The 13938-nt window shown below is 54.8% G+C and carries 8 protein-coding genes; all 8 read right to left on the bottom strand.

Annotated features, from left to right (window positions below; genetic code table 11):
• Positions 1 to 50: 50 nt before the first annotated feature.
• The 8 genes from R3I13_RS19255 to R3I13_RS19220 all read right to left on the bottom strand — a co-directional run bounded on the left by R3I13_RS19255 (position 51) and on the right by R3I13_RS19220 (position 13679).
• Entirely contained in the window at positions 51 to 1223 is a 1173-nt protein-coding gene (locus R3I13_RS19255; protein WP_346319593.1) for a glycoside hydrolase family 172 protein, read from the bottom strand.
• A gap of 7 nt (positions 1224 to 1230) precedes the next feature.
• Positions 1231 to 3381, bottom strand: coding sequence for a hypothetical protein (locus R3I13_RS19250; RefSeq protein ID WP_346319592.1), 2151 nt, complete (start codon positions 3379 to 3381; stop codon positions 1231 to 1233).
• Between the two features lie 98 nt (positions 3382 to 3479).
• Positions 3480 to 4706, bottom strand: a complete 1227-nt coding sequence (locus R3I13_RS19245) for a hypothetical protein (RefSeq protein ID WP_346319591.1) — start codon at positions 4704 to 4706, stop codon at positions 3480 to 3482.
• A gap of 7 nt (positions 4707 to 4713) precedes the next feature.
• A complete protein-coding gene (locus R3I13_RS19240) occupies positions 4714 to 5523 on the bottom strand; it encodes a glutamine amidotransferase (protein WP_346319590.1) in 810 nt (269 codons plus the stop codon).
• A 20-nt stretch (positions 5524 to 5543) separates the two neighbouring features.
• Positions 5544 to 7397, bottom strand: coding sequence for a hypothetical protein (locus R3I13_RS19235; RefSeq protein ID WP_346319589.1), 1854 nt, complete (start codon positions 7395 to 7397; stop codon positions 5544 to 5546).
• 19 nt (positions 7398 to 7416) lie between these two features.
• Positions 7417 to 8625: a glycoside hydrolase family 172 protein gene (locus R3I13_RS19230; RefSeq protein WP_346319588.1), complete on the bottom strand. Its 1209-nt coding sequence runs from the start codon at positions 8623 to 8625 to the stop codon at positions 7417 to 7419.
• Between the two features lie 24 nt (positions 8626 to 8649).
• Complete coding sequence (locus R3I13_RS19225) at positions 8650 to 10485, bottom strand: RagB/SusD family nutrient uptake outer membrane protein (RefSeq protein WP_346319587.1); 1836 nt, start codon at positions 10483 to 10485, stop codon at positions 8650 to 8652.
• A gap of 20 nt (positions 10486 to 10505) precedes the next feature.
• Positions 10506 to 13679: a TonB-dependent receptor gene (locus R3I13_RS19220; RefSeq protein WP_346319586.1), complete on the bottom strand. Its 3174-nt coding sequence runs from the start codon at positions 13677 to 13679 to the stop codon at positions 10506 to 10508.
• Positions 13680 to 13938: the final 259 nt, after the last annotated feature.

The following is a 13938-nucleotide window of genomic DNA, read 5'->3' as shown; positions in this document are numbered from 1 at the left end:
TTTTTTTGAAGCCTGATGAAACGCCCCGGCGGAGCACATATCCGGTCTGTTTAATTGCCCCACAGCTGCGGGTCGTTGCCTTTGCTTTTTCTCCATTCATTTCTCCACCTGTGAAAATCGCCGATGTTGATGAGGGGCTTGGGCGCCCTGGCTTCCTTGCCCGGTATGGGCGGCACAGCCATGGCCTCGCTTTGGTACCAGTAGACCACACTGGCCAGGTCCAGCGTCAGTACGTTGTTGTGGCCGTGCTCTATGGTGAATTTAAATGACTTGTCGAAGTACAGCGGGTCGGTGATGTGAAAGCGGTACAGGTGCGTTCTGCCCAGCCATCCCATGTCGTTGTTCACGCGCGGATAGCCGTAATAGGCATGTTGAAAGATGTTCTTCGGGCAGAAGGCCGTGTTGAAATAATCTTCCGTACCGGTGCCGTGAAGCGTGGGAGAAGGCGAACCGTCGATGTAGATCATGTCGTCGCCCTCGCCGTACCATACCGGTGTAGGGCAATGCACGTAATAGTTCACGCCTACAAAATGGCCCTTGCCTTTTATGTCGGCAAATACATAATTGTCCTTGCCGGTAGTATTATTCCCGGTCTTGCCAAGGATGCCCCATTCATTCTCCCCGCCGTCGCCGGCGGAACCGGCGAGTTGTTTGTTGTACCAGCTGTGAAAGCGGCCGGAGTTAGCGGGCAGCTTGTTCATGGCCACATAATCCACGTAATAATAAAAATTGTCGATGCGCCGGCCGCTCTGGTTCTCTATTTCTATTTTAGCGCCGTTGGCGAAAGGCATACTGAAATAACTGACCAGCCCCTTTCCCCTGTCCGGCCCCGCGATCAGCGGCAGCGAATTGAACTCATAGGATTCGCCCCATCCCTGGCCGAAGAAAGGGCCGATGGGCGATACGACGGAAGGTTCCGCCTTGCCGTCCCAGTACATCCTGATGATGATATCGTTCCGGTTCAGCGCGCCGGGTTCGGGCGCCATGGTGATCCAGATGTGATTGATGATGCCGGCGCCTTTTACGTCGAACACGATCTTCTTTTCATCCTTCTCTATGCGGATAAAATCATCGTTGCCGCCGGTTTTGTCGAAACTGCTGACCCGTTTGGAGGTCATGCCCTGTTGTATCTGCGACAGCGCGGCGAGGTCGCTGGCGGGTGTTTGCGCCTGTGCGCACAGGGCGCCGAGGCATAATAAAACGGTGGCTATTTTTCCTTTCATGTATTTTTTATTTACGCATCATTGATTCGATCACGGCTCCTGCCGGTTTCCCGATCGGGGAGTTTTTGGTCAGGTCCCAGAAATTTTCCCGCTGCTGTATCTGTGCCTGCGTGGTAACGATCCAGCTTTGTATCCATCCTGTGAGCGTGCACCAGGCACCCCAGCCGGCATCTGAGTTGGATGCCCAATAGTCCCAGCGCCCGTAGTCAAAGCCCCTGAACCAGGCGCCGTCCACGTCTTTATGTTTTTCACTCCGCACCTGTATCCTTGTCAGGAAATCGGAGAGTTTGTTGACGGCGTCGCGGTATTTTTTATCGCCGGCGGCGGCCGCAGCTTCATTGAGGCTGAACACCGCGAAATTGCAGGTATACAGCATACAGGCCACTTTTTCGCCGTTGCGGAATATCAGCGATCCTTCATCCTGGCCATAATCATCATTCTTTTTCAGTTCCCTGAACATGCCTTTGCCCTTGCCCAATTCTTCCATGATGGCGCCGCTCTCATCCTGGTATTTCAGTATCTCATTGACCATTTTATCCAGCCACTGGCGGTGCTCCTGCGTATCTTCCACCCTCACCAGCCAGGCCAGCGGCAGTATCATGCGGGCGCGCTGGGTTTGCATGCTGCTGCCCCATAACCATTTGCCGGGGTAACCTTCCATCGTGATCCGGATGGCTTTTTTGGTCTGGGATAAAAGCGGTTCGTATTTCGTTTTATCGTACAGCCACAGGTAACAGGCCCACATCCAGGATTCAAAATGCGGGGAAATGTAAATGAGGTCGCGCTGCTGGTAGAACTGCAGGCCGTTTTTGATGATATCCGGTTCCTCGATGCGCTCCCCGCGGAAGCCAAGATTGCCGGTGGTCCTGAAATTGGCCATGATGGCCTCGGCCAGCTCCTTGTCCCATTTGCCTTTGTTGAGATATGATGCCGCGCCGATAGCGCCGAGGATGGCCCGGGCATTGTCGTCGCCGTAGAACGAGCCGGCCGCGGTGGTGGCCCAGCCGATCAGGCCGTAAACGGGACTGGCGGGATCGTTCTTGGCGCCCGCGCGCATGTTCGAGGTATGGAACATAAAATCGATCAGGCGGGCGGATTTGTCCTTGTATGTTTGATTGTTGAACAACCGTCCTGCCGCCGCCAGCGCCATGCTGGCTTCGCCCTGTACATCGGCGCGCATCCAGTAGCGGTATTGCTGGCTGCCGTCGTAATAAATGGTAGAGGTATGCCCTTCGATAATACCCAGGCTGCCGTTGCCGTTAGGCTTATCGGCCGGCAGCGGCGGGCCTACCGGGGTGGTGCCGTTCTTGCCGTCGTATTGATGCCAGTACTCCTTCCAGGCGGGATGTATAAAAAAGCGGCCGTTATCGAACCAGGCTATGCCTTTCCGGATGCTGGTGAGACGGGCCCCGGCGGGCAAGGGTGTTGTTTTACCGTACATCGGGCGCACATCTTCTTCCCACTTTTTCAGCGCAATGTTTTCAACGCCGGTGATCCGGGAAATGATGTAAGCCCATACGGTTTTTATAGAGGCTTTCGGCCCGTAACGTCCCGTCTGGAAATTACTCAGGCCCGTCATACATACCAGCGCATTATCCTGCTCAAACAGCAGGGGATATGTTTTAGTATCGGCCAGCCCGTATTCCGCTTTATCAAGCCCCACTACTTTTGCCAGTACGATCAGCGGGTTGCCGGCGCTAACGGGCAGGATGTGGCAGTTGTGGATGCCCAGCAAGCTCATAGGCGCCAGCCCGCTGCCGAATACGTCCGCGGTGATCACGCCGCGTTCAAACTTGGTTTCAATGGGTTTGCCAGGGATGTCGAGGCCCGGGAACGATGAGGGATATTCAATATAAAGCCGCAACGATTTTTTGCCTGCTTCATCCAGCAACTGGCGCGTAATGCGGTTCACCGGGTCTGCCTGCGGATAGTTGCCGGCCAGTATAAAAACACCCGCTCCCTGCGGCGCGGCTTTCACCGCGGCTTCCGGCGTACTGTACTTCCTGACGGTAAACCCTTCGCGCTGCAGCAACCTGTACAGGTCGTTGCGCGCATTGCCGTAGAAATACACTTCCTTCCCTTTACCCGCGTGGGCCGTAAGCCCTGTCGCAAGCAGGATGCATATCCATAGAAAAAATGTTGCCTTCATTGTTTTCATCTGTGAATATTTACTTCGTAGTTGTTTGTCTTTCTTAGTTGTCTCAGTGAACCTCCTTCCTCGGTTTACTTCGTAGTTGTTTGTCTTTCTTAGTTGTCTCAGTGGGTTATTGGAATATGAGTAGCAAATAACGCCGTCAGCAGCTTTTGTGCTTCCATAATGATGAATGCTTCCGCCTCTTTGGCCAGGTACGACCATTTGCCCGGCCCGGTTTCATAACCGCCTTCTTCGAACGCCGCTTCAGTAGGCACATAACCGATGGTATTCTCGGCATATGCCGTTATGATGGTATGTTCAAAAGGCGAATCCCGTTCAATGGCATAAGCGGTTTCCGTAAAGGGCTCGCCGGGAATGAACACCAGGGCAAGCGGGCCGATGGCGATGGCGTTGAGCCTTGCAAGCGCTTCCGCCGCTTTTGTTACGCCTGCTTCCGGCCTCACCGGCAGCTGTATTTCACTGTGTATACAACGGAATGCACCCGTGCACGGCACGCCCCGCTCCCGCCCTGCCAGCGCAGCCAGCGCCTTGCCATGCTGCTGTGCGTACTGCGGCCCGGCAGATACGGTGGGCGGATTGATATCGCCTGCCGCCCCGTTCAGGAAAAGCGGCATGCCGTGTTTGCCCGATGCTTCCAGCGCCAGGCACATTTCACCGGGAAACTCCGCGGAAATATGCGGCATGCACATTTCATGCACAGGATGGCAGACCGCATGCACCAGCGTGGCAATAACACCGCCATCCCCGCCTTCAAACCTTACCGTATGCACGCGGCGGTCCACAGGTTCCCTGGCAAGCAATTCAGGCGCTATGGGCTGCATGGCATCAGACATCATCACCCCCTCCGGTGTTGGAATGCGGCGTTGCATGGAATAACCTTCCAGCGTCGCTACAGCCACCGACGCATGACAGGGCTTCGCGGCCAGGGCGGCCTGCAGGATGGCCCGTTTGATCTGCTGCTGCACGCCGGCCAGCCATTGTTTGTACACCGGTGTGAGGTACAGGCCCGATAAAGCCACCGATTCCGGGCCGTTATGCGTATGCGTGCAGGTGATGATGATCCTGTGCGGCGGAATAATATCTGACAAACCTTTTTTGAACTGCTCCCATCCGCCGGCCGCTGTATCGTTCAGCGCCAGCAGATCCAGCGACACCACCGCCACGAGGTCCTGCTCCGTGCCCAATACCAGTACACGGGATTTCAGCGGCAGCCTCACCGATTGAAAAGGTTCATACAGCCCGTGTACGGAGGAAGTGAGCAAACCCACTTCCAGCGGCGGTGTAATGTCTGTTACCGAAGTGCCGGCCAGTAATTGCAATGATCTCATATGATGGCTAAGCTCCCTGTTTTTTTACCCAGTTAAGCGACTGCTGCCAGAAGGCATCGTAGCTGTCCCACAATTCAAAATTCAAACCCCAGTGCGGCGCGGGATCGGACATATAGGTAAGGATGCGGCCTTTCCCGTATCCGCCCGCCACTACCAGCGGATGACCGGTTTCTTTCACGCGCACCAGCACTTCCCCTTCGGGTTTCGCGGCCACCTCGTTATAACCGAAGATCGGCGGGAAGGTATTCCAGTTCAATCCTTTTACGGCAGGATGATCAGGTACGATTACTTCTGCGGTGAAGCCGGCGGAAGATTCAACCAGGTCTTCCGTAGCGAGGCATTGCACAGGCAATGCGTCGGAGAAAGAACTTCTTCCCCAGCCGCCTTTGCCGAATGCGCCGCTGAACGACAGCCAGCCGCCAAGCATCAGCAGGCCGCCGCCATCCGCGATCCAGTTCTTTACAGTGGTGAGCCGGTCAGGGAAAGTGACCACGGTATCTTTCCGTTGCGCGCGGTCAAAAAAGCTGGGGAAGAGGTGAAAACATTTTGCTTCCACATCGCTGATGATAAGGCCGGTTGAAACGTCCAGTATTTCTTCGAGCCTGCCGGGCTGCATACGGTACAGTTCCCAGTTGGCCATGCTGGTCACATCCACCACCGGGTCAATGGCTTTTACGAGTCTTTTTCCATAGAAGTGCAGGTCTGCATCTTTGGTTTCCGTTCCGAAAGGTGTTTCAATAAACAGCGGTCCCACGCTGAATACCCAGTCGCCCAGGTAAAGAATGTGCTCCCGTTTTACGTCCGTCGTTTGTTTCATGTTCTATCTGGTTTTATAATTTAATTCATGTTGTTGATGACCGGTTCTTCCGCTCTCATGGCTGGAGGTGCGGCATTGTCTGCCGCCCGCAGCGCCAGTACCGCCAGGTATTGTTTTGCCAGCTTCCAGAAAATAAGAAAGGAGGCAACCGCTGCCGCAACGGTCAGCGTTCCTGTGAGGTACCGTGCAAACCAGGCGTGGGTAAGCCCCAGCATCAGCAGCGATACGGACACGGTGCCCAGGATGGCGATAAATATGCCGCGGAACACCAGCCTGAACGATCCGGCGGGCCCCTGTTTGTCCAGCGTTCTATAGGGCGTCCAGCAGCCCAGCGGATGGGCCCTGAGATAGAATTTCCGCAACAGCTCATCCGGGTCGGGTTTGGTGAGCAGTGCCACGGCTACCCACAGTACTGTCGTGAGGCCCATTACGAGAAGCGTTTGCCAATACCAGGGTATGAGCAGGCTACCCGCCCAGGGAACGCCTAAAAAAGCCAGCAGCTTAGGTCCTAACACCACCAGGCAAAAAATGCCCGCGCCGCCAAAGGAAGCCGCCACGCGCGCAGGCCCGTTGAAACGCCACCACCACCATTGCGCCCAGTTGGCGGGCAGTTCCGCCGCGCTGAGGGAAAGCATAAAAATGGCCACGTCTGTAATGATGAGCACGTTGAACACCACGGCAACAGACAGGGCGAGAATGACGATCATGCCCAGCTTTCCCATCAGCATGTAATGGCTTTCTTTTGCTTTGGGCACAAACCAGCGGCGGTAGATGTCGCTCACCAATACCTGGCTGCCGAAATTGAGGTTGTCGCCTACGGTAGACATCGTGGCGGCCAGCATAGCGGCTACCATCAATCCCATCGCGCCCGCGGGCAGCAGGGTCTTCATCAGCCTCCCGTATACCAGTTCCCTGTCCGCGCCCGCCTCGCGCAGGTCTGGCCACATCACCGCCGCGCTGATGCTGGGCAATGTAACCAGCAACAGCAGGACGAACATGCTGATAGCAGCCACCACATACATGGTGAGCGCTTCCGCCGGTGTGCGCGTGGAAAGGATGCGTTGCCCTTCCATAGCCCCGCCCATGGGCGCGGCATCCCCGCCGTAGCCGATGCTCTGCCCCAGCAGCCAGCCCAATGCGGCGGCGAGCGGGAACACAGCATGGTCTTTGGGCGGTATGGAACCTAATATCTCCGCACCCGACGGGCCGAACCGGGTCTGAATGGCGGATACCATCGCCTCAGCGCCGCCGAAGTGCCGGAGAGTAAGCCAGGCCAGCATCAAAGTGCCGGCGAGAAAAACGATCATCTGTATAAAATTCGAGATCACCACGCCCTTGTAGCCTGAAGAGAATACGAAAAGCAATGAAACCGGTACGACGAGATATAATGTTTCCAGCTTGGAGAGGTCAAAAGCCGGCCCCATGATCTTACACGCAGCGAGCAGCGTAATGCCGGTCCAGGCCGGCATAGCCACCATGGAAGTACGGATGGCGATCCAGAGCCGCATCGCGGAAGCGGCGCCTTTCGGGAAACGCAGATCGTAAAATTCAAGACTGGTGAAGAGGTTGAGCCGGCGCCAGAAAACGGCGAACAGCACGCCTCCCAGGAAGAGCGCCAGGCCGAAACGGCTGAGGTACCACCAGCAGATGAAACCGCCGGTGGCTACCGCCAGGCCGCCGTAGCCGGTAGCCGCATCAGGGCTCACCAGCGCCGCCGTATAGGAAACACCGTTCAACCAGCCGGGTATTTTACGGCCTCCCAGGAAAAAATTGTCCATGCTCTTGTTGGCGAAACGGCGGTGCCAGAACCCCGTGCCGAGCATCAGCAAAATATAGATCCCTACTATCCAGATGTCTATTTGGTGCCAGTTCATACGTTGTTATTCCGGTTTATCAGAGAATGCCTTTTAATCGTTGTTCCAGCGGCGCCAGCGGCGGCAGGTTGCTCTCCGGCTTGTCCAGGTAGAAATATGCCGTGGCGGAATAATTGTCCACACGGTAAAAATTCACCCATTCGTCCGCCGGGAATTTATCGTCCATCAAACCCGGATAGGCAGGCTCTTCCAGCAGCTTGATGAGCCCTTTTGGCGTCATCACCGAAACAGGTTTCACTTTGCCGCCTGCTTTTGCAATGCCCCTGATCAGGTCTCTTCCGCCGCCGCCCATCTGCTGGATGGTCACCCTGCAATCCGTCTGGAAGTAAACGGGATCAGGAATGTGATAGCGGTAAAATGCGTACTGGCCTTTCGCTTTGTCAACGATGGGCGCGCCCTGGTACAGGTGCGCAAAAGGCCCGAGGTTCCAGGCGGAGCCTACATAATCTTCAGTGCCGGTGCCCACAAGGGTCGGATATTGTTTATCCCCGTCCAGGTACATTTTTATTTCGCCTTCGCCAAACCAGGTATCTCCATAGACCTTATCAGGGATGATGCCCAGGTTGGTACCTAAAAAACGCCCCCTGCCTTTTACCCGCGGCAGTATCTCGAAGTCATCGCCCGGCTTGCCATCGGTGCTGCCGGTCCAGCAGGCATGGAAATACGCGATCTCCTGCGGGTGCTTTTTCAGCTTTGTCAGGTTCACATCAAAGAACAGCAGCTGGTTGTGTTTCGACTCGTTCACAAAAACGATCTTCGCATGTTTTTTAAAAGGCATGGGGACGAAACAGTTGAATGATTTGCCTTCCGGGTCGGAAAACAGCGCGCTTTGAAAAGCCGTTCTGCGCCCCAGACCGATGCCGAAGAAATCTCCCAGCGGTACGGACACAGCGGGTTTGCCGGCGCCGTCCCAATACATTTCGATATAGATGGAACGCAGCGAAGCCGGGCTTTTTTCAATGATGGTCATCCATATGCGGTTGATCACGCCCGCGCCCTCGTAATCCATTATCACTTTCCGTTCTCCCGCTTTTATCCATTCCGACGCATGCCCTTTCGCGCCTTTGTTTTCCATGCCGCCTTTTCCTTTTGCGCCGGAAGCGTTCTCCAGGCTGATCCACTGTGTTTCAGCACCGGCAGGCAGCTCGTATAATTGCTGCGCATGCGCTGTTGCGGAAAAGAAGCAGCACAGCAATAACATGCATCCTTTGTTGACTAATCTTGCCATTCGTATGGGTTGTTTGATGATAGTTTACCAGCCCGGGTTCTGCACCAGCTTCCTGTTCTTCTCAAGCTCACGCTGCTGGATGGGCCACAGGTAATGTTTCTTTTCGAACACTCTTTTTTCCACCACTTTTCTTTTGTAAAAAGCGTCGCTGGACATATTGTAGCCGTCCGTCAGCACATCCAGCCCGTAAATGTTCCCATTATCTATGTTCTCCGCGGTCTTCCAGCGGTGCGTATCAAAATAGCGGTGTGTTTCAAAGGCCAGCTCTATCCTCCGTTCGTGGCGGATCTTTTCCCGCATATCCGCCTGCGAGAGGCCGGCGGGCAGGCCCGGCAAGCCTGCGCGGTCGCGGATCAGGTTCACGTATTTATACACATCCGCCACGGGCCCCTGTGTTTCGTTCAATGCTTCGGCGTAGTTGAGGTATTGTTCTCCCAGCCTGAAAAATATCCAGGTCCTGATGGGTCCGGATTCGGGCTGCATCACATATGAGGGGTTCGTCAGTTTTTTCATAAGATAACCCGTTTCGCTGAAATTCGCACCGGCGTCGAACGGACGGCCGTCGATGCCCCCTTTCCAGAACTGCAGCGGTGTGTTCCTGTTCTGCGGAGGGCCGGTCTTAAATTTTGCGCCGGTGAAATTGATGCTGGCATAAAAACGCGGCTCACGGCCTACATACATCCCGCGGGTGCCTGCGTAATAATTATCAGTGGCCGCCGCAGCCTGGATACTTTCGTCATAACCTGAAAGCGGGTTGATAACTGGCGTCATGTCTGCGTTGTAACCGAGGATGGGGCGTATGCCGTTCGCCATTTCATAATCGTCCACGATGTTCTGCGTGGCATTCTGCAGGGGCCAGTTGCCGCGGGGCATCCCTCTTGGTTCGCTGTAGGCGTCTACATTCAGGTAAGCGGGATCGCTCCTGGTAAAAAATACTTCGTCGTTAAAGTTGATATAAAATACTTCCTGGTAGTTCTTCACAGGATTGGCGCCGGAACGGTGCAATTTATGCCCGGCAGATTCCGCCAGGTCGATGCAGGCTTTTGCCGCGGTGGCGGCTGCCGCCCATCTCGCGGCCTGGAAACCCGGGAACAGGTGCATGCCGTCGTCGTCCGTAAATGCGGCGTAATCAGGATTGCCGTTCCAAAGCGGGCTGGCCATGTATAACAGCACTCTCGCCTTAAGCGCCATACAGGTCACTTTGGAAGGCTTACCGTAATCGGTAGTGGCCGTCACCCGCAACTGCAGCAGCTCAGCGGCTTTGTCGCATTCACTGACGATGAACTCCACGCACTTGTCGATAGGCTGGCGTTTAAAAGCCGTAAGGTCTTCATCCAGCAGCAGCGTTCTGTCTATGATCGGCACCGGGCCATAAGCCCTGATCAGGAAAAAATGATGAAGCGCCCGGAGAAAAATAGCCTCTCCTTTCCAGTTAGTGATCTTGTCTTCCGATGCGAGCTCAGACGGCGCCAGTTTGCTGATATTTTCCAGGAATATATTCGCCTTGCGGATGGCAAAGTAGCTTTGCGACCAGATGTCCTGCACATATGAATCAGCATTCCAGTTGCCGTTATTCATCGCGTTGGTAAAGTTCACCTCGTAGCTGATCTCCAGCTCGTCGGAGGCGGCGTTGAACGTATTGTTGGGCGGGCATCCGCCGCAGGGGTTATCCACCATTGCCAGTTCTTTCGGAAGATGGGAGTAGATGTTGGCAAGGTATTGCTCGGTAAAAATAGCGTTGGTAAATACCTGCTCCAGCGTCAGGTCTTCATCCGGTGTTTTTTCCAGGTAATCCTTTTTACAGGATGGCGTTGTAAAAAGCAATACTGCAACCAGCACGGGAATGATATATGATTTCATGATACCAGGTTTTAAATTGACTAAAAATTGGCTTCCAGCCCGAAATTGTAATTCCGCGGTATTGGATAACCGCCTGTGCCGAAATCGGATTCAGGGTCTATCACCTTGATCTTATCCCAGGTAGCGAGGTTGGTTCCCTGCGCAAACACCCTGATGCTTTTCAGCGCCGCTTTTTTGGTAAGGTTGACGGGAATGGTGTAGCCGATCTCCGCGTTCTTGATCCGCAGGTAATCGCCGCCCCTGTACCAGAGCGTGGAACCTGTGTAGTTGTTGGTGCTGGCGGCCCTTACCGCGGGGAATTCCGCATGTTCGTTATTACCGCCTACAATAAAACGTTTGTCGTACACCTGCTGCATCACGTTGTAATACCCGGCCTGCCCGGAGAAAGCCCAGGCCGTCCAGCCTTGTGTGAAGAAGAAATCGCGGCGGGCGGCGCCGGTAAAGAAGATGGTGGCGTCAAATCCTTTCCAGGCCGCGGTAGCGCCGAAGCCGTACATGATCTGCGGCTCCGAGCCATAGCTGCCGATGATAGTACGGTCTGCCGAAGTGATCTTGCCATCCTGATTGATATCCTCGTATTTGATGTCGCCGGGGCGGATCACAGACTGCAATGCGGTTTGTGAAGGGCTCTTGTCGATATCCTCCTGGTCCTGGAAGAAGCCCAGCGCGCGGTAACCGAGGTTGGAGCCGATGGCGCTTCCCCGGAGGTCCTGCCAGGGATACAGCGAGGGCGGAGCGTCGTTCTCTATAATTGTATTTTTCGCATAGGTGAAGTTGGCGGTGAAGGAGTAATAAAATCCCTTCCTGGTCGTGTTCCTGAGCTGCAGGCTCGCTTCAAACCCTTTGTTCTCCGTGATGCCCACGTTGCCGAAGGGCACCGTGCCCCCGGGGTAACCGGCGTAAATGGGAATGGTCCTCCGTTCCAGCAACTGCCCCTCGCGGCGTTCGTGGAACACACTGGTAGACAGCGTGATCCTGCTGTTGAACATTTCCAGGTCGAAGCCCAGGTCTGTTTTATAAGCCGTCTCCCAGGTTACATTCTCATTGCCGATGCGGGCCTCGCTTTTGCCGCCGGGGTCGCGGTTCTGGTCCAGGCCGAATACGTAGCCCGTGGCGGATTTGTTGTAAGTGCTCAGGTACAGGAAACGCGCGCCGCCGATCCGGTCGTTGCCCACGATGCCGTAGTTGCCCCTCAGCTTGAGCAGGTTCACGACATCCTTGTTCCAGAATTTTTCGCCGGATACGATCCAGCCCGCACCGATGGCGGGAAAGAAGCCATAGCGTTTACCCTTGGGAAAGTTCTCCGAACCGTTGTAGCCTGCGCTCAGCTGCAGCAGGTACCTGTAATCGTAGTTGTAAGTAAGGCGGCTGATGAGGCCCTGCCGCCGCTCAGGGAGGTTCTGGATGGAATTGCCGGCATTGACGTTGGTGAATTCCCTTCTTTCCCCCGTAAGCATACCGGTCACATGATGATTGCCAAAAGTGCGTTCATAGTCGATGCCCGCCTGCGCATACATCGTTCTGTAGGTCTCATTCCGGTTCTCAAAGCCCAAAGGCGATTCGGTAGACCATTGCTTATACGATTCAGCACCAGTAACCGGGTCTTTCATGTATGAGTAGGTAGCCGGCCATTTTTGCCGTATGTTCTGGGTGATATCCACCACGTCGAAGGCCACCAGGCCGCGGGCAGACAGGCCCGGCGTTACATATGAAAGGTCCCATTTGGCGGAGAGGTTGCTCACCAGCGTGTTGTAGAACTGTTTGGTATAACCTGTTTGCGTAACCAGCGCATAGGGGTTCAATAACAGGTCGCCGAAAGCGCCGGGCTGGCTGCCGTTGGGATTTTTGACGGGATAAGTGTTCGGCGCCGTGAGCTTCAGGCCCATGAGTATCCTGCCCGCATCCCTGCCCGGGAAATTGGTATTGGAAATAATGCCTGATAGGCCCAGTGCGAGTGAAAACCTTTTGCTCAGTTTCACATCCACGTTCGACCGGAAGTTGTACCGCTTCAGCGCGGCGTTGGTCTTGTAAGTGTTGGCGGGATCTTCGTTATAAATGCCCTCCTGTATGGTGTAACCCAGGTTCAGGTAATACTTCACGGTTTCCGTACCGCCTGATACGCCGAGGTTATTCATCAGCTGGCGGGTCCTTTTTTTCAGCACTACATCGTACCAGTTCACATTCGGGTACAGGTAGGGATCGGATCCGTCTTTATACTTTTGTATTTCCGCCGGGGAGAATTTCGGCTGCTCGCCAACGTTGGTGAGGGCTTCATTGTGCAGCAAGGCATACTCATACCCGTCTATATTGTCTTCGATGCGCATGGGCACCACGATCGCGGCTTCCGAGCGGAAAGTGATGTTGGGCTTGCCCACCGCGCCTCTCCTGGTGGTGATCATGATCACGCCATTGGCGCCCCTGTTGCCATATACCGCGGTGGAAGCGGCGTCTTTCAATACAGAGAAGCTTTCAATTTCCTGGATGTTCATAGTGGTCCAGTAGTCCTGCAATTCGCGCTCCACGCCATCAACAATAATGAGCGGTTTGTTCGTGCCGCTTTGCGATACCAGGCCGCGGATAAATACTTTTGCCGCATCATATCCCGGCTCGCCGGAGGTTTGCCGTGTAACGATGCCCGCCAGCTTTCCGCCGATGGCATTGGTCAGCGAAGGCGTGGAATACTTCTGTATCTCCCTGGGAGACACAGAAGAAACAGCGCCCACCATGGTGATCTTCTTTTGCGTACCATAGCCCACCACCTGCACTTCATTCAGCTTCCGGCTTTCTTCGTCGGGCAGCAGTTTGACGGTGATGCTCCTTTGATCGCCTGCTTTGACGGTAGTGCTGTAATAACCCATAAAACTGAATACCAGCGAGTCCTCCTCCCGCTCCACTTCGATCATGAACTTGCCGTTCATGTCGGTGGTCATGCCTTTGGAGGTGCCTTTAATGCGCACGGAAGCGCCGGGCAGCGCCTCGTTATTTTCATTGGTGACCATACCGGATACCACGAATGAACGCGCCTGCAGCATACCCGGGTGCTCCGCATTCCCGGCTTTGAGCGCCAGCGGCGCCATACTGCAAATGAGCAGTAATATTGCATAAGAAAAGATGGACCTGGCGGCGGAAAGGCGCCCGCCCGGAATTTTTCCGAACAAAAGATCGGTGAACCTGAATCCCGTAGAGAATTGCATAATAATAGGTTTAAAGGGTTCGGCGTTTGTTCAATTTTTTTGCGTCTAACGTGAAAACATAAAAAGCCCATGGGCCGGCTATCGGTCTTATCCTTCCTTCAGGAACGTACATTGCTTCATAGCGTCGCGGCTATGGAGATTCTGGCTGATACCGGCACTGTACCGGCGAAAGGATCGCCGGCGCAGCGCCGCTTATGGTAAATAAACGAACATTCTGTTTGTAAATGAATACGTATTCAAAAAATGAAACGGCAAAAAA

Origin of the sequence: Chitinophaga sp. YIM B06452, assembly GCF_039655965.1 — a bacterium.
Lineage (GTDB): Bacteria > Bacteroidota > Bacteroidia > Chitinophagales > Chitinophagaceae > Chitinophaga.
The sequence above is the reverse complement of the archived record's forward strand: the minus strand, read 5'-3'. Positions and strand labels throughout refer to the sequence as shown.

Excerpts from the sequence above, each read along its gene's own strand:
- R3I13_RS19255 (WP_346319593.1), bottom strand. The coding sequence starts at position 1,223 with ATGAAAGGAAAAATAGCCACCGTTTTATTATGCCTCGGCGCCCTGTGC.
- R3I13_RS19250 (WP_346319592.1), bottom strand. The coding sequence starts at position 3,381 with ATGAAAACAATGAAGGCAACATTTTTTCTATGGATATGCATCCTGCTT.
- R3I13_RS19245 (WP_346319591.1), bottom strand. The coding sequence starts at position 4,706 with ATGAGATCATTGCAATTACTGGCCGGCACTTCGGTAACAGACATTACA.
- R3I13_RS19240 (WP_346319590.1), bottom strand. The coding sequence starts at position 5,523 with ATGAAACAAACGACGGACGTAAAACGGGAGCACATTCTTTACCTGGGC.
- R3I13_RS19235 (WP_346319589.1), bottom strand. The coding sequence starts at position 7,397 with ATGAACTGGCACCAAATAGACATCTGGATAGTAGGGATCTATATTTTG.
- R3I13_RS19230 (WP_346319588.1), bottom strand. The coding sequence starts at position 8,625 with ATGGCAAGATTAGTCAACAAAGGATGCATGTTATTGCTGTGCTGCTTC.
- R3I13_RS19225 (WP_346319587.1), bottom strand. The coding sequence starts at position 10,485 with ATGAAATCATATATCATTCCCGTGCTGGTTGCAGTATTGCTTTTTACA.
- R3I13_RS19220 (WP_346319586.1), bottom strand. The coding sequence starts at position 13,679 with ATGCAATTCTCTACGGGATTCAGGTTCACCGATCTTTTGTTCGGAAAA.